General features: G+C 59.9%; 14 protein-coding genes and 1 tRNA gene. 13 read left to right on the top strand and 2 right to left on the bottom strand.

The window, feature by feature from the left end:
- Window positions 1-152: 152 nt before the first annotated feature.
- The 6 genes from ppk1 to KYT87_RS22185 all read left to right on the top strand — a co-directional run bounded on the left by ppk1 (window position 153) and on the right by KYT87_RS22185 (window position 6,651).
- Window positions 153-2,228 (top strand): polyphosphate kinase 1, encoded by a 2,076-nt coding sequence (ppk1, locus tag KYT87_RS22210; RefSeq protein WP_046806885.1) that lies wholly within the window; start codon window positions 153-155, stop codon window positions 2,226-2,228.
- A 219-nt stretch (window positions 2,229-2,447) separates the two neighbouring features.
- A complete protein-coding gene (gene pstS, locus KYT87_RS22205) occupies window positions 2,448-3,488 on the top strand; it encodes a phosphate ABC transporter substrate-binding protein PstS (protein WP_046806884.1) in 1,041 nt (346 codons plus the stop codon).
- Between the two features lie 176 nt (window positions 3,489-3,664).
- Window positions 3,665-4,681 carry a phosphate ABC transporter permease subunit PstC gene (gene pstC, locus KYT87_RS22200; protein WP_046806883.1) on the top strand — a complete coding sequence of 339 codons (1,017 nt, stop codon included), beginning with the start codon at window positions 3,665-3,667 and terminating at the stop codon, window positions 4,679-4,681.
- Window positions 4,682-4,707: 26 nt separating this feature from the next.
- On the top strand, window positions 4,708-5,562 hold the full coding sequence (gene pstA, locus KYT87_RS22195; RefSeq protein WP_082134619.1) for a phosphate ABC transporter permease PstA: 855 nt from the start codon (window positions 4,708-4,710) through the stop codon (window positions 5,560-5,562).
- A gap of 48 nt (window positions 5,563-5,610) precedes the next feature.
- Window positions 5,611-6,387 (top strand): phosphate ABC transporter ATP-binding protein PstB, encoded by a 777-nt coding sequence (pstB, locus tag KYT87_RS22190; RefSeq protein WP_006221056.1) that lies wholly within the window; start codon window positions 5,611-5,613, stop codon window positions 6,385-6,387.
- A 187-nt stretch (window positions 6,388-6,574) separates the two neighbouring features.
- Window positions 6,575-6,651: transfer RNA gene (locus tag KYT87_RS22185), tRNA-Pro, on the top strand.
- A gap of 278 nt (window positions 6,652-6,929) precedes the next feature.
- Here the strand turns inward: KYT87_RS22185 and KYT87_RS22180 are convergent.
- Window positions 6,930-7,208 (bottom strand): AlpA family transcriptional regulator, encoded by a 279-nt coding sequence (locus KYT87_RS22180; protein WP_050730899.1) that lies wholly within the window; start codon window positions 7,206-7,208, stop codon window positions 6,930-6,932.
- Window positions 7,209-7,353: 145 nt separating this feature from the next.
- Window positions 7,354-8,031: an XRE family transcriptional regulator gene (locus tag KYT87_RS22175; RefSeq protein WP_063589003.1), complete on the bottom strand. Its 678-nt coding sequence runs from the start codon at window positions 8,029-8,031 to the stop codon at window positions 7,354-7,356.
- A 536-nt stretch (window positions 8,032-8,567) separates the two neighbouring features.
- Between KYT87_RS22175 and KYT87_RS22170 the strand changes: the two genes are divergently transcribed.
- The 7 genes from KYT87_RS22170 (at window position 8,568) to KYT87_RS22140 (ending at window position 14,758) form a co-directional block, all read left to right on the top strand.
- A complete protein-coding gene (locus tag KYT87_RS22170; protein ID WP_063589004.1) occupies window positions 8,568-9,374 on the top strand; it encodes a YdaU family protein in 807 nt (268 codons plus the stop codon).
- Window positions 9,375-9,410: 36 nt separating this feature from the next.
- Window positions 9,411-10,118 (top strand): ATP-binding protein, encoded by a 708-nt coding sequence (locus KYT87_RS22165; protein ID WP_219990855.1) that lies wholly within the window; start codon window positions 9,411-9,413, stop codon window positions 10,116-10,118.
- A 77-nt stretch (window positions 10,119-10,195) separates the two neighbouring features.
- Window positions 10,196-11,563 (top strand): replicative DNA helicase, encoded by a 1,368-nt coding sequence (locus KYT87_RS22160; RefSeq protein WP_175155073.1) that lies wholly within the window; start codon window positions 10,196-10,198, stop codon window positions 11,561-11,563.
- A gap of 98 nt (window positions 11,564-11,661) precedes the next feature.
- Complete coding sequence (locus KYT87_RS22155; protein WP_054470919.1) at window positions 11,662-11,952, top strand: hypothetical protein; 291 nt, start codon at window positions 11,662-11,664, stop codon at window positions 11,950-11,952.
- Between the two features lie 13 nt (window positions 11,953-11,965).
- Window positions 11,966-13,594 carry an ATPase, T2SS/T4P/T4SS family gene (locus tag KYT87_RS22150; RefSeq protein WP_175154707.1) on the top strand — a complete coding sequence of 543 codons (1,629 nt, stop codon included), beginning with the start codon at window positions 11,966-11,968 and terminating at the stop codon, window positions 13,592-13,594.
- The gene (locus KYT87_RS22145) at window positions 13,533-14,216 is read left to right on the top strand and encodes a hypothetical protein (protein WP_219990854.1); all 684 of its coding nucleotides are present in this window, start codon (window positions 13,533-13,535) and stop codon (window positions 14,214-14,216) included. The genes KYT87_RS22150 and KYT87_RS22145 overlap by 62 nt, the downstream gene beginning before the upstream one ends.
- Window positions 14,213-14,758: a lytic transglycosylase domain-containing protein gene (locus KYT87_RS22140; RefSeq protein WP_082886911.1), complete on the top strand. Its 546-nt coding sequence runs from the start codon at window positions 14,213-14,215 to the stop codon at window positions 14,756-14,758. Before KYT87_RS22145 ends, KYT87_RS22140 begins: the two co-directional genes overlap by 4 nt.
- Window positions 14,759-14,760: the final 2 nt, after the last annotated feature.

Genomic DNA, 14,760 nt, shown 5'->3' with positions numbered 1-14,760 from the left:
TTTTCGCTTATGGATCATGGGCTTGGCCGAATAATCCGGTTGCGCTATATGTCCCGATTTTGACGTACGCTACGGTTTTGCACTTGTGTCATAGAACCGTCACTCTTTTGCAGTAAAACTCCACGCTCTGTTCCCAACGTATGGAATCCGGTATGCCCACACGCCCGCCCGGCGAGCCCTTGCTCATGAATCGTGAGTTGTCGCTGCTCAAATTCAACGAACGCGTGCTTGCGATGGCGGAAGATCCGAAAACGCCGCTGCTGGAGCGCCTGCGGTACGTGTGTATCGTCAGCTCGAACCTGGACGAGTTCTTTGAAATCCGGATTTCCAGCTTGAAAGAGCAGCAGCGCCAGTCGCCGAACCTGGTCGGCCCTGACGGCATGACGCCCGATCAGGCGTTTGAAAACGTCCAGCAGGCCGTGCACGAGCTGGTGGCGCGGCAATACAACCTGCTTAACGACGCCATCCTGCCGGCCATGCAGTCCGAGGGCATCACCCTGCATCACGCGTCCGAATGGAATGCCGAGCAGCAGCAATGGGCGCGCGACGTGTTCAACCGCGATGTGATGCCGCTGCTGACCCCCATCGGGCTGGACCCGGCGCATCCGTTTCCTCGTGTCTACAACAAGAGCCTGAATTTCATTGTGTCGCTGGCCGGCGCCGACGCCTTCGGGCGTCAGGCGTCGATTGCCGTGGTGCAGGCGCCGCGCGCGCTGCCGCGCCTGATCAAGATGCCGCCCGAACTCTCCGGCCATCCGGAAGGCTTCATCTTGCTGACGTCGCTGCTGCGCGCCTTCGTGGGCGAGCTCTTTCCCGGCCTGGAAATGCTGGGCTGCTACCAATGGCGCGTGACCCGCAACAGCGACCTGTTCGTGGACGAGGAAGAAGTCACCAACCTGCGCCACGCCCTCCAAGGCGAGTTGTCGCAACGCAATTTCGGCGCCGCCGTGCGCCTGGAAATCGACAAACTGACGCCGGTGGAACTGGAAACCTTTCTTCAGCGCGAATTCTCGCTAAAGGCCGAAGACACGTACCGCGTGCCCGGGCCGGTGAACCTGTCGCGTCTGATGCAGCTGTGCAATTCCGATCTGCGACCCGACCTGCTGTTCCCCGAATACCGCGCGCCCGTGCCTGCGCCTTTTGACAAGGTGGGCGACAAACCACAAGACCTGTTCGACGCCGTGGCCCAGCAGGACCGCCTGCTGCACCACCCGTACCAGTCGTTTCAGCCGGTCATTGATTTCCTGACGGCGGCGGCGCTGGACCCCGACGTCATGGCCATCAAGCAGACCATCTACCGCACCGGTGAAGACTCCGAGCTGATGAAGATCCTGCTGGCGGCGGCGCGCGCCGGCAAGGAAGTGACGGTGGTGGTGGAATTGATGGCGCGCTTTGACGAGCAGACCAACATCAACTGGGCGTCCAAGCTGGAAGAGGTGGGGGCGCATGTGGTCTATGGCGTCGTGGCCCACAAAACGCACGCGAAGATGGCCGTGGTGCTGCGTCGCGAAAAAGGCCGCCTGCGCCGATATGCGCACCTGGGCACCGGCAACTACCACCCGCGCACCGCGCGTCTGTACACGGACTTCGGCCTGCTGACGGCCGACCCGAAATTGTGCGAGGACATGGACAAGGTCTTCGCGCAGTTGACGGGCCTGGGCGCGCGCCGGTCGCTGAAGGCGCTGATGCAATCGCCCTTCACCATGCACGACGGGATGGTGGCGCTGATACGCGCCGAGGCCCGCGCGGCCAAGGCGGGCAAGCGCGCCCGCATCATGGCCAAGATGAATTCGCTGCTGGAAGAGCAGATCATCGAAGAGCTTTACAAGGCCAGCCAGGCGGGCGTGAAGATTGACCTGATCGTGCGGGGCGTGTGCGCGCTGCGGGCCGGCGTGCCGGAACTGTCCGAGAATATCCGCGTGCGGTCCATTGTGGGACGCTTCCTGGAGCATTCCCGCGTCTTCTATTTCTACGCCGATGGCGAGGAAACGGTGTATCTGTCGTCGGCCGACTGGATGGACCGCAATTTCTTCCGCCGGGTTGAAATCGCGTTCCCGGTCTACGACAAGGCGTTGAAGAAACGCGTCATCGACGAGGCGTTCACCTATGCGCTGCGCGATAACCAATTGGCATGGCAGCAGCGGCCCGATGGTGATTACACCCGGGTAAAAAGCCGGCGCGAGCCCTTCAATCTGCATCAATACCTGATTGAAAAGCTGGGCGTGTAGCGTCCGTTCCGACCACAGCGCTTTTGCGTGAGCGAACGCGGCCGCCCCGGTATTTCCGGGGCGGCCGCGACGTTTTTAGCGGGGCGCAAAGCGATTGATGAAGCGTATGTGACTGTCACTATCTTGTCACGTTGGGCCCCTAAGATGCGAGGGTCGCTGAAAGACAGGCACTAGAAAAAGCCTGACTAGACTCCTTTAACGAGCACAGAAGGAACCCTGATGTTCAAACGTGTCTTCAAACAAGTTTCCGTGGGCGTTGCGCTGAGCGCCGCCGTTTTCGCCGTCCAGGCCGCCGATGTGACCGGCGCGGGCGCATCGTTCCCGTACCCGATCTACGCCAAGTGGGCGTCGGACTACAAGGCAGCCACCAACAACGCGATCAACTACCAGTCGATCGGTTCGGGCGGCGGCCAACAGCAGATCATCGCCAAGACCGTCGATTTCGGCGCCTCGGACGATCCCATGAAGGCGGCTGACCTGGAAAAGAACGGCCTGCTGCAATTCCCGGCCGTGATCGGCGGCACCGTGGCCGTCGTGAACATCGACGGCGTGGAACCGGGCAAGCTGAAGCTGTCGGGCGCCGTGCTGGCCGACATCTTCCTGGGCAAGATCAAGAAGTGGGACGACAACGCCATCAAGGCGCTGAACCCGGACGTCAAGCTGCCGTCGGCCGACATCATCGTCGTGCACCGTTCGGACGGCTCGGGCACCACCTTCGGCTGGACCAACTACCTGTCCAAGGTGTCGGCTGACTGGAAGTCGCAAGTCGGTGAAGGCAAGGCCGTCAAGTGGCCCACCGGCCAGGGTGGCAAGGGCAACGAAGGCGTCGCCGCCTACGTCGGCCAGCTGAAGAACTCGATCGGCTATGTGGAATACGCCTACGCCAAGCAAAACAAGCTGGCCTGGACGCAACTGCAAAACAAGGCCGGCAAGTTCGTCCAGCCCGAGCAAAAGGCGTTCGCTGCCGCGGCCGCCAACGCCGACTGGAAGGGCGCGCCGGGCATGGGCGTGGTCCTGACCGACGAGCCGGGCGCCGATTCGTGGCCCGTTACCGCCGCCACGTTCATCCTGGTGCACAAGTCGCAAGCCAAGCCGGCGCAAGGCAAGGCCGTGCTGGAATTCTTTGACTGGGCGTTCAAGAACGGCGCCAAGTCGGCCGAAGCCATGGACTACGTGCCGCTGCCGGAAGCCGTGACCAAGGAAATCCGCGCCGCCTGGGGCGAAGTCAAGTCCGCCGACGGCACCCCCGTCTGGAAGTAAACCGGGGACAGCGCGCAAGATTGGCGTCTGACCTGCCTTGGGCACGGCCTGACGCTTGCCTGCCACGCGCTTGACCCGATGGCGATCGCCCCGGAAATCTTGGCCACCAAGAGACCCGGGGCGGCTCGCCCCAGCAGTTCCCGTTTCCACCCAGGTCATCTAAGGAAAGTCCATCCATGAGCGCGGTAATGGATAATAGTGTGCCGCTTTCGCCCAGCGTGGCGGACTCCGTGACTACCGGCACGCCTTCGCCTATGAAGCAAAATAAAAACGCGCTGATGGATGCGCTGTTCAAGAATCTGACCCGCCTGTTCGCCTTCCTGGTGTTCATCCTGCTGGCGGCGATTCTGGTATCCCTGATCTACGGCAGCCGCGAATCGCTGGCCAAATACGGCCTGTCGTTCCTGTGGCTTAACGATTGGGACCCGGTCAACCAGAACTACGGCGCCGTGGTGCCCATCATCGGCACCTTGCTGACGTCGGCCATCGCCCTGATCATCGCCGTGCCGGTTTCGTTCGGCATCGCCATCTTCCTGACCGAACTGTCGCCGACCTGGCTGCGTCGCCCGCTGGGCACCGCCGTCGAAATGTTGGCTGCCATTCCGTCCATCATCTACGGCATGTGGGGGCTGTTTGTCTTCGTGCCGGTATTCCAGCAGTACGTGCAGCCGTTCCTGATCGCCACGCTGGGCAACGTGCCCGTCATCGGCGGGCTGTTTGCCGGGCCGCCTTTCGGCATCGGCATCTTCACCGCCGGCCTGATCCTGTCGATCATGATCATCCCGTTCATCGCCGCCGTGATGCGCGACGTGTTCGAGCTGGTGCCGGCGATGCTGAAGGAATCCGCGTACGGGCTGGGCAGCACGACCTGGGAAGTGATGTGGCGCGTGGTGCTGCCCTTCACCAAGTCGGGCGTCATCGGCGGCATCATGCTGGGCCTGGGCCGCGCCCTGGGCGAGACGATGGCCGTGACGTTCGTGATCGGCAACGCGTTCAAATGGTCGGGCTCGCTGTTCTCGCCGGGCAACTCGATTGCTTCCGCGCTGGCCAATGAATTCAACGAAGCAGGCGGCATTCAGAAGTCGGCGTTGCTGGAACTGGGCTTGATCCTGTTCTTGATCACGACCATCGTGCTGGCCCTGGCCAAGGTGCTGCTGGTACGCCTTTCCGCCGGCGAAGGCCGTAAGACCTGACGCGCCGCGAGCACAAGGAAAAGATCATGGCTGTCTCCGTACTCAATATGCAGAATGGCGTCTACCGGCGCCGCCGCATCCTCAACCGCATCATGCTGACGGTGTCGCTGGGCACGCTGGTGTTCGGCTTGTTCTGGCTGTTCTGGATCATCCTGACGCTGCTGACCAAGGGCGCGCCCGCGCTGTCGTACACGCTGTTCACCGAAATCACGCCGCCGCCCGGGCAAACCGGTGGCCTGATCAACGCCATCTTCGGCAGCGTGGTGATGGCGGGCGTAGGCACGCTGATCGGCACGCCGGTTGGCATCCTGGCCGGCACCTACCTGGCGGAATACGGCCAGCGCGGCTGGCTGGCGCCTGCCACGCGGTTTTTGAACGACGTGCTGCTGTCGGCGCCGTCCATCATCATCGGCTTGTTCATCTACGCCGTGTACGTGGCGCAGGTGGGCCATTACTCGGGTTGGGCCGGCGCGCTGGCCTTGTCCATCCTGGTGATTCCGGTGGTGGTGCGCACCACCGACAACATGCTGCTGCTGGTGCCCAACAGCCTGCGCGAAGCCGCGGCGGCGCTGGGCTGCCCCAAGTGGCGCATGATCACGCTGGTGTGCTATCGCGCCGCCAAGACCGGCATCATCACCGGCGTGCTGCTGGCCATTGCCCGGATTTCCGGCGAGACCGCGCCGCTGCTGTTCACGGCGCTGTCCAACCAGTTCATGTCGTTCAACATGAACGCGCCGATGGCCAACCTGCCCGTCGTCATCTACCAATACGCCGCCAGCCCCTTCAAGGACTGGAACGACCTGGCCTGGGCCGGCGCCACGCTGATTACGCTACTGGTGCTGGGCATCAACATCATTGCCCGCAACATGTTCCGCAAGTAAAGATCGCTTTGCCGGCGCGCGTGGCGCGCCGGAGCCAAGGGAAAAGAAATGGAAAACACCGCTACCGCCGTCAAGAACAAGATCGAGGTCAAGAACCTGAACTTCTACTACGGCAAGTTCCATGCGATCCGCAATGTGAACATGTCGATCCAGGAGAAGAAGGTCACCGCCTTCATCGGCCCGTCGGGCTGCGGCAAGTCCACGCTGTTGCGCACGTTCAACCGCATGTTCGAGCTGTACCCGGGCCAGCGCGCCGAAGGCGAAATCATCCTGGACGGCGAGAACCTGCTGACGGCCAAGACGGATATCTCGCTGATCCGCGCCAAGGTCGGCATGGTGTTCCAGAAGCCCACGCCGTTTCCCATGAGCATCTACGACAACATCGCGTTCGGCGTGCGCCTGTTCGAGCGCCTGTCCAAGGGCGAAATGGACGAGCGCGTGGAATGGGCCTTGAGCAAGGCCGCGCTGTGGAACGAAGTGAAGGACAAGCTGCATCAAAGCGGCAACAGCCTGTCGGGCGGCCAGCAACAACGCCTGTGCATCGCGCGCGGCGTGGCGATCAAGCCCGAAGTGCTGCTGCTGGACGAGCCCTGCTCGGCGCTGGACCCGATTTCCACCGCCAAGATCGAAGAGCTGATCGCCGAACTGAAGAACGACTACACGGTCGTGATCGTGACGCACAACATGCAGCAGGCGGCGCGCTGCTCGGACTACACCGCCTACATGTACCTGGGCGAACTCATGGAATTCGGTCAGACCGACCAGATTTTCGTGAAGCCCTCGCGCAAGGAAACCGAGGACTACATCACGGGCCGCTTCGGCTGATGGATGCTGCGGCGTGGGCCCTGTCGTAACGACCGTTGGTCCGATGCGCGGATAAAAAATCGGCGCGCCTTCATGGCGCGCCGATTTCTATTTGGGCGCATCGTCTTGGTCGACATGACCACGTTCGCACGACCGCGCGGCGCGTCTACGCCCGGGGGGCCGGGATTCTGGTATAGTTGCCACCCTTCGGGGCGTAGCGCAGCCTGGTAGCGCATCTGCTTTGGGAGCAGAGGGTCGTGAGTTCGAATCCCACCGCCCCGACCAATAAAATCAAAGGGTTAGCTCAATGTCGTTGAGCTAACCCTTTTTCTTTGCTTGGCTTATGGGACAACATATGGGACAACAAAGCCAAAGCTGAGTGGGGCCGCAATTCGGGGGCGCTCCAGGCGCGTCGTCGGCAGGGGCGAAGGAATTCGACGAAAAAAAGCCGAGCATAGTGCTCGGCTTTTTGTGCTGTTCGAAGAATGGTACAGCTACGTCGGCTGGCTTCGAAAATACTGGGTGCCTACTGATCCGCTGATGCGCGCATCCAGACGCTGGGACTATGCGTGCTGCACACTCCGGTTGTACCTGAGAGGTCGTTCCCTGGGGGCGGCAGTGGCGCGGGCATTCTTTTGTTCGCGGACCCACGCCTGGACCTCCGATGCGGGCCATCGCGATGCGCGCCCTACCTTCGCAGGCGCCGGGAACGTCCCGTCCTTGATTCCCTCGTAAATCTTGGTCTTTTTGATGCCCGTGGCCTTGATGACCGCAGGCAATTCCAAAAGTTGCTCGCTCGGTTCCTGAGCGAATTCGTTGGTGTCGATCTCGCGCGCATCCATATGCCGTCCTTTGCTTCTGCCCGTGGTAAGAGAGGCGATTTCGTCGCCTCCGACGCGGCGACGTGTGGCGTCGACCCGGCTAGTAGGTTGGCGTAAAGATAAGCGTTGCTTTATTAAGTGTCAAGCGTTGATTAACTCTCGGAGGTCACGCGAGTCGCTCGGCCCAAGTGAAAGGAACGCGTGCGACTACCTGAACGAAATCATCAAGGTCCTGAACTGGAACATCGATCGGGGCGACCTTTGTGCTCTCGGTAGATAGCCGAAGCCCCCCGCCAGGAAGACGTTGGACGAAGCGAAGGTCAACCTGCTCTCCCTGCCGGATGAGATACAGGCCGTCCGCATTGACTTCCTTCACATCGCTTTGCACGAATGCGATATCGCCCTGACGGAACGTAGGTTCCATGAACGCCCCTTCTATGTACACAAACCCCACAGCAGTTAGGTTCGCGCCCAGAGGAAGGCGAGCGTTGAGCCAGGTCCGGCTAACCCGCAGGTGTCGGATTGCGCATGCCGTTGGCGGCAACATAGTTCCGTAATTCAGCCGCGCTCCGAGGAAGGGAATGTCGATGGTCTCTGCGTCCGAACCCGCGAGGGCCGAAAGGTCAGTAGGCGCGCCGACGGGAATCTCAGGAGAGAGCCAATAAGCGATGGAGGTACCGAAGACTTGGGCTAGAGCCACCGCATGTTCGCGGTCGAACCGGCCATTGTTTCTCCATCCGTAGACGGCAGGCGTGCTGACGCCTAGCCGTTCGGCTAACGCGGCGGCTGAGACGCCGTTCGACTGCATCTGAAAATCCAGCTTTGCGACAAAGTCGCGTTGCATCTGTGACAGCTGCGGAGACGTGGAGCCTTCAGGCCTCTTTGTCTTTTGTGTCATCGGGGTTTACCTTCCATAAAGTATCGCTTAATATTCGCAAACCTTTACTTAACCGAATTCGCGCCCATGGCTACTTCCAATAAGCTCGCGACCTCGACAAGAGCAACAATAGTCGAAGCCGACCGAATCAACTCTTCCGTCGCTATCGGCGGGCGGACGGCTGGCATAGTCGCGGCGCTGGCGCGGCTTGCTGAAGTAACCCCGCCACAATCCAGCCTCTGGTTAAAGGGGGACACGGCGATGCCTCTTCGGCGAGGCATTTTAGTGGAGATAAATAGCGAGAGTCGCGTTTCTTTGGAGGGGCTCATTCAGGAAGGCCTCATCTCAGAGCGAGACGCGCTCATCGTCCGATACATTCAAAACCCGGCTGAGTTCGCCGGCGCGGAGCGACGAGCCGCGCTACTCGACGCGCTGCGTGCTCGCCCATGAAATGCCATCTTCTGCAATCCGTGCCGCTCAATGTCTGACCGGACAAGACTGCGATGCACTTCTACCCCCATAACATCGGCGACCACGTCAAGGACACGCGGCACCTGACTCTTTTGGAAGAAGGGGCGTACCGCCGTTTGCTTGACCACTACTACACCATCGAGAAGGCGCTGCCTTTAGACGAGGCCGACCTCTGCCGCAAACTGCTCGCGCGGAGTGACGACGAGCGCAAGGCCGTGGGTGTGGTGCTGAGGGAGTTTTTCGTTCAGACGGAAAGCGGGTGGTGGCATAAGCGCTGTGAGGAAGAGATCGCTGCGGGCAATAAGCGGCGAGACCAGTCCCGCGAGAACGGGAAAAAGGGTGGCCGTCCGCGAAAGTCGGTGCCGTCTCAGGAGCTACCTGGAGGCGACGGAAGACCCGATACGGGAAACCCGGACGAAACCCAGCGGGTTATTGGCGGGTTAGCGCTAGGTTCTGGCTCTCGTCCGGGCGATGGCCTGGAATCTGCGCAGGTTGACGGACTGCCGCCGTGTCCCCACGAACGGCTCGTAGAGATTTATCACGACCGAATGCCCCTCAACCCCAGGATCAAAGTGCTTGATGACAGCCGCCGAAAGCTCCTCGCAGCGCGCTGGAAGCAGGCTGCGAGGCTGGACGTGCCTCCGTTTGGTTATCACACAATCCAGCAGGGCCTGGACGCATGGCACACATTCTTCGAGATATGCAGCGAGTCCGATTTCTTGACGGGGCAGGCGCCACCGTCAGAGCCGGGACGACCACCATTCGTCGCCAGTCTGGACTTTCTCATCTCCCCCGACGGATTTCGGAAGTGCGTCGAAAACCACTATCACCGCGAGTAAGTTTTACAAAACGGCGCCAAATGTGTTACAGCGGCAATGTTTAGCCAAGAATTTACACACATAGCAAGAAATAATTACGAAACTTTGTCACCTTCTGCAATAAAGCAGCGGGTCAGCAAAGGAGATCAAGTGATGTTGTCTAACGAGCTGCGGCGCCTGTTGTTTCAGGGTGAAGGTGGCCAGAAGCACGATGCAGAGCCGCTTCCATGCCTATCCGGCGACGAGGTGCTGGCGAAGGCGCACGTACCCACAAGGTACAAGTCTTGCACCTTCGATACCTTTCACGCGTACAGCGAAGAACATAAAGCGAGAAAACTGGCTTGCGAGAGTTACAGCAAGCATTTCAACGTCGCGCGCTATGACGGCGTTTCCATGGTGTTAGGCGGGCCTCAGAAAGGCAAAACGCACCTGGCGACGGCGATGCTGTTTGCGGTTATCGCAAGCGGTAGCACCGGCCGGCTTATACGCGCCCGCAGGGCTATCGCTGCCGTCGTCGAGTGCGGGGAGGATGCCCTCGCCGAGCTAGCCAATCCAGACCTACTCGTGTTGGATGGGCTGCTCTCGCACCCTTGGGATGAGGCGGGTCGACATGCGATCTTTGAACTCATCGAACGCCGCTTCGAAGAGGTAAAGCCCACAGTCATCACCACTCACCTTAGAAAAGCCACTTTTTTGCGTGCCGTCGGCGATCGTATTGCGTCGCGGTTGCGTGAGAACGGCGGCAAGTTTGTTTCGTTCGAGTAGTTCCAGAAGAAATGCGCCGCACAATTCCGGAGGGTGATAGCCCACTGCACGCTCGGGCTGGCACGGCGGAGCGAGCTTTGCTCGGAGCCCTGCTTGTTAACAATGACACCTTCGACCGCATCGCGCCGGTGAGGGTTGGCGCTTCGCACTTTGGCGCCCATGGCAATGCCCTGATCTTCAGCGCAATTGCTTCCCTGATTTGTCGGGGGCAATTGGCTGACGTGATTACCGTCCACGATCTCTTGTGCGAGCGCAACGAAGCACCCCGCGCCGGCGGGTTACCCTATCTCAACTCGCTTGCCGCGGAGTGCGCCAGCGCCACAAACGCAATTCGGTACGCCGAGATTGTGGTCGAACAGGCCTTGCTCCGACAGCTGATCTTCGTGACGTCGGAGATCCAAGCTTCTGTATCCGAACCAGGTGGCCGGAACGTGCATCAACTCCTCGACCATGCACAGAAATTGATCGGCGGTCTGGGGGAGCAAACGGTCAAGCGGGACGCTGTGCCCATCGCTGCCGCAGCGGCACGCTTCATTGAACAGCTGGACCAGAGAATTTCGGGAGGCATAGCCCGAGACGTCGTCTCTACAGGGCTGACCGATCTGGACAAGGCGTTGCACGGCGGACTGTTGCCGGGGCGGTTGTACGTCCTGGGCGGTCGCCCGGCGATGGGGAAATCGGCATTGGCAGGCACGATCGGAAGTCACCTAGCTGCTGACCAAGTCCCGACGGCGTATCTGTCGCAAGAAATGCCCGAAGAGGAGCTCACCGGGCGTACCTTGGCTCAATGGTCCGATATTTCGATCGATGCGCTCCAGGCGGACAATCCAGAAGCAGTGCAAAGTGACTTCTGGGCGAGACTCGTCACAGCGGGACAGCTTGCGGCCACAGCCACGCTGTTCATCGACGAAACCTCTGGCTTGACGCTTCTCGACGTAGCGTCCAAGGCGAGAACTTTGAAGCGCAAATCAGGCCTGCGCGTCTTGATCGTCGATTACCTCCAGCTCATGGTCGGGACTGAAGAGAAGCGCCACAGCCAGATCGAAACTATCACGCGCGGTCTTAAGAGCCTCGCAAAGGAGCTTGGCATATCTATCTTGCTCCTGTCCCAGTTGAACCGCGAAATCGATCGAAGAACCAACAAACGTCCACTGCTCGCCGACTTTAAGGACTCAGGATCCATCGAGGCGGATGCTGACGTTGTGATGGGGATATACAGACCCGAGCAAGATGACCCGGATACTCCGTATCCGGGTTGTGCAGAGCTCCATATCCTGAAGCATAGAGGCGGAAAGCTGGCAAAGGTGCTGCTGGCTTACAAGGGGATGGCGACGAAATTTCACGATTACCAGGGTGCGCCGCCCCTTGATTCTGCCGTTGAATCCCGCGGGCAGCATGCTCGGAAAGGCTTCGACAGGCTGCCTCACAGGCATGCAGGCACATAGGGTGCAAAAAACCCAACCACAAACCAAAAAGTACACATTGTTGGGTATGAAATAAAAAGCGCCATAAATATAATCGAGGCATAGACAATGGAGATGTCATGCTATTCAAGGCGTTTTTCGGCACCGCCGTATTTCTCGGGACAATCGCTTGGCTGGGCTACTCCCTGGTGGCGACTGAGCCGTGCGAGCGGATGGACCGGCTAGCACTACCGATTCGGCTGACGATGGACGCGACGCGCTTTATCGCCAGCAACCTGTTTGCTGGACCGGAGCACACCGAGCTTCGTCTATCCCTCCTGGAGCTGAGCATAAAGGTGGATTCCGGCGCGCAAACCTACGCAAGCGCCGTGCTCTACGGGCCCAGTCTTACGTGCAAGAACTTCCTGTAAGGCGGAGGAGGCGATGAGTAGACTCGGCCGTCAGCGCGATCAATTTATCTACATGGGCCCGGAAGACAAGCCGGCCGCCGACTTCCTGAACGAACTCTTTCGTCGAGCGGCATTAGAGGGCATGACCGACATTCAACTTCGCTTCGTCCATGGCGCCATGCGCCCGGTTGAAGTTGCTGACTCGGGGGTTCGTCTAATCAGCTGGCTTGAGCCGGAGTACGAAGGGGATCTCGTCAAGCATGTCGAGGAAAAGCTCCGCGCACGTGCAAGCATGGACTTGTCCGAACAGTTCATACCGATGGATGGCGCGATTCATCTTCGCTATCCGGAAGATGGGCTCAAATTGAGTCTCCGTGCCAGCTTCCTTCACACCATCGTCGGCTCAACAGCCGTATTTCGGCTCGCTCGGGAACAAGCACAACGGCTTGCCTACCGTGACATATACATGCCCTTAGCAGTCCGACGCGTAATCGACCAGGCACTCGCGGTACGCGCGGGAACGGTAGTGGTGTCGGGCCCCATGGGAAGCGGCAAAACGACGCAGCTCATGGCATACATGGTCGAGTTGCGCGACAGAGGAGAGAACGTCAAGACCGCAGAAGAACCTGTGGAGATACCTACGCCTGGCATAGACCAATGTGAGCTGGTGCCGGGAAAGGTCACGTATCCCATGCTAGCCAGGGCATTCCTTCGACAGCGTGCCCACCGCATCATGATCGGTGAGACTCGGGACGAAGAGACCGCTGAGGCGTTGGGCCGCAACGCGAACACCGGGTGCCAGCTCTGGACAACCACGCATTCGGATACGAGTGCGCTAGTGATTGAGCGTTTGCTCGAACTGAAGATGCCCCGGGACTTGATTGCGAAGACGCTGCGACTCATTATTGCGCCTCGCCTCGTGAGGACCATCCCCGCCGAGGCGACGGTCGAATGGGTCGTACCCAACGAATCTAGCAAAGCGTGGTTGAAGGCCGTCGGGGCCTATCACCCGGACGACAAGTTCCCGGTCATTGTGAGCGACCACGACATGTCGGAAACCAAGATGCCGATCTTTGAGGTTATCCAGATCGATGATCGCGTGCGACGGGTGATTCTGGCCGGCGGAGACGCCAAAGAACTGTACGAAGCGGCGAGCTATCAACCTCAATTCGAAACTCTCGCGGAGGCGGGCGTCCGCCTCGCGCGTGAAGGGAAAACCACGCTCAGCGCCATTCAGTCCCTCCTGAACCCGGCCCTGTGGCCTACGTTTGAGCGGCAGAGGCTCGACAAGAGGTTGATCGCTTCGGGTGTGATAACTCCCGCGCAGGCGTATCAAGCGGTGGAGACGATGGCTCGCGTGGCCATTGAAGAACATCGCGTCCTTGAACTGTGGGAAGCGCTCATTTCGACTGGAGCGGCGACGCGCCTCCAGGTCATCGAATGCTTAGGCCGAACAAAGGAAGCGGTGGACCTCCTCGGATACTTCATAGACAACGGGATCCTGGCAGAACAACCAGTACAACACGTGATCGAAGAGTGGAAACGAGGCGAGCGACGGCAATCGCTTTTCGCTATGTGCATTGACCAAGGACTACTGAGCAATGAGCAAATTCAAGATGAGGCGTTCCTGCATTACCGCCGTGCTGGCATTAGCCACAACTAGCGCCCTGCACGTAGTGGCGAAGGCGCAACCCTCTATGACAATGGGTGGTGAGGGAAAGGGACAGTCATATACCCCGCCGATGCCATACCGTGAGGTTGCCGAGGTTGAAGCGGACAAGCGAGTGGTACGCATCTTTTTCTCATTTAGCTGCCCTTTTTGCCGCACATTCCACACGCCACTGCGTCAGTGGGCCAAGAGTCTCCCAGCACCTTGGCGATATGAGTTCGTCCCGATTCTGCTTGCCGATGGCACGGGAATTCACGAAGCCGCAGGGTATTTGGCCGCGCAAAAGGCGTTGGGGGCTGGGGTCGCGAGATTCGAAGATGCAGCCTACCGCGCTATCCAAGGCGAAGGCCGCTCGCCGCGAGCTCCTGAAACCTGGCGTGGCATCGTGAACGCGGCGGGGGGGAACGTGCTGGCGTTCGAGGAGGCCTGGGAGAGTCTGTCGCCGGCGGAGGTCGCAGAGCTTCCCCGGTCGATGATCGCATACGCCGTGGACGCTACGCCGACAGTTGCTATCGCCGGGAAGTTCGTTCTGACGCCTGACGGAGTGCAAGGCGACGAAGCCTTGTTTCTCCAACTGTGCAGCGGACTGGTGTCACGGGCGATGGGGCACGCATGAGAACCGCTGCCTCGCTATTGCTATTGTCATTGATGGTCGTCTCACCGGCCTCGATGTCGAGCCCAATTGCGAAGGGCACGCTTTGCTTTCGAGAGGCAGCGGAACGCTACGGGGTCAGTGAAATCATGTTGCGTGCGATAGCGTGGCATGAGTCAAGGTGGAAAGCGAACGCCTTGAACGACACCTTGAACCGAGACGGCAGCGAAGACGTCGGGGTGATGCAAATAAACAGCTGGTGGATCGAGAAACGGCTGCCTCGCTACGGAATCACACGTGAGCACCTTTGGGAGCCATGCTTGAACATCCACATTGGTGCGTGGATCTACGCGGACGAAATTGCCCGCCATGGCAACACATGGAAGGCTGTCGGCCACTATGGTTCCCCCAATGAGAAGGGCCAACAGTGGTACATCGCTAGGGTCAAGAAGGCGTTGGAAGAGGTGCTCGCTGGAAAACCGGAATCCACCCGAAGGAAAGCGGCGATACCGCGGCCAAGTGGAGCGCTGACGGCAAAGCAGATTGTCATTCACACACAGAACTGAGG

Origin of the sequence: Achromobacter sp. ES-001, from assembly GCF_019448355.1 — a bacterium.
Lineage (GTDB): Bacteria > Pseudomonadota > Gammaproteobacteria > Burkholderiales > Burkholderiaceae_B > Achromobacter > Achromobacter spanius_B.
Note: the sequence above shows the minus strand (reverse complement) of the source record. Positions and strands in the feature narration are given on the sequence as shown.

Excerpts from the sequence above, each read along its gene's own strand:
- ppk1 (WP_046806885.1), top strand. The coding sequence starts at position 153 with ATGCCCACACGCCCGCCCGGCGAGCCCTTGCTCATGAATCGTGAGTTG.
- pstS (WP_046806884.1), top strand. The coding sequence starts at position 2,448 with ATGTTCAAACGTGTCTTCAAACAAGTTTCCGTGGGCGTTGCGCTGAGC.
- pstC (WP_046806883.1), top strand. The coding sequence starts at position 3,665 with ATGAGCGCGGTAATGGATAATAGTGTGCCGCTTTCGCCCAGCGTGGCG.
- pstA (WP_082134619.1), top strand. The coding sequence starts at position 4,708 with ATGGCTGTCTCCGTACTCAATATGCAGAATGGCGTCTACCGGCGCCGC.
- pstB (WP_006221056.1), top strand. The coding sequence starts at position 5,611 with ATGGAAAACACCGCTACCGCCGTCAAGAACAAGATCGAGGTCAAGAAC.
- KYT87_RS22180 (WP_050730899.1), bottom strand. The coding sequence starts at position 7,208 with ATGGATGCGCGCGAGATCGACACCAACGAATTCGCTCAGGAACCGAGC.
- KYT87_RS22175 (WP_063589003.1), bottom strand. The coding sequence starts at position 8,031 with ATGCAACGCGACTTTGTCGCAAAGCTGGATTTTCAGATGCAGTCGAAC.
- KYT87_RS22170 (WP_063589004.1), top strand. The coding sequence starts at position 8,568 with ATGCACTTCTACCCCCATAACATCGGCGACCACGTCAAGGACACGCGG.
- KYT87_RS22165 (WP_219990855.1), top strand. The coding sequence starts at position 9,411 with ATGTTTAGCCAAGAATTTACACACATAGCAAGAAATAATTACGAAACT.
- KYT87_RS22155 (WP_054470919.1), top strand. The coding sequence starts at position 11,662 with ATGCTATTCAAGGCGTTTTTCGGCACCGCCGTATTTCTCGGGACAATC.
- KYT87_RS22150 (WP_175154707.1), top strand. The coding sequence starts at position 11,966 with ATGAGTAGACTCGGCCGTCAGCGCGATCAATTTATCTACATGGGCCCG.
- KYT87_RS22145 (WP_219990854.1), top strand. The coding sequence starts at position 13,533 with ATGAGCAAATTCAAGATGAGGCGTTCCTGCATTACCGCCGTGCTGGCA.
- KYT87_RS22140 (WP_082886911.1), top strand. The coding sequence starts at position 14,213 with ATGAGAACCGCTGCCTCGCTATTGCTATTGTCATTGATGGTCGTCTCA.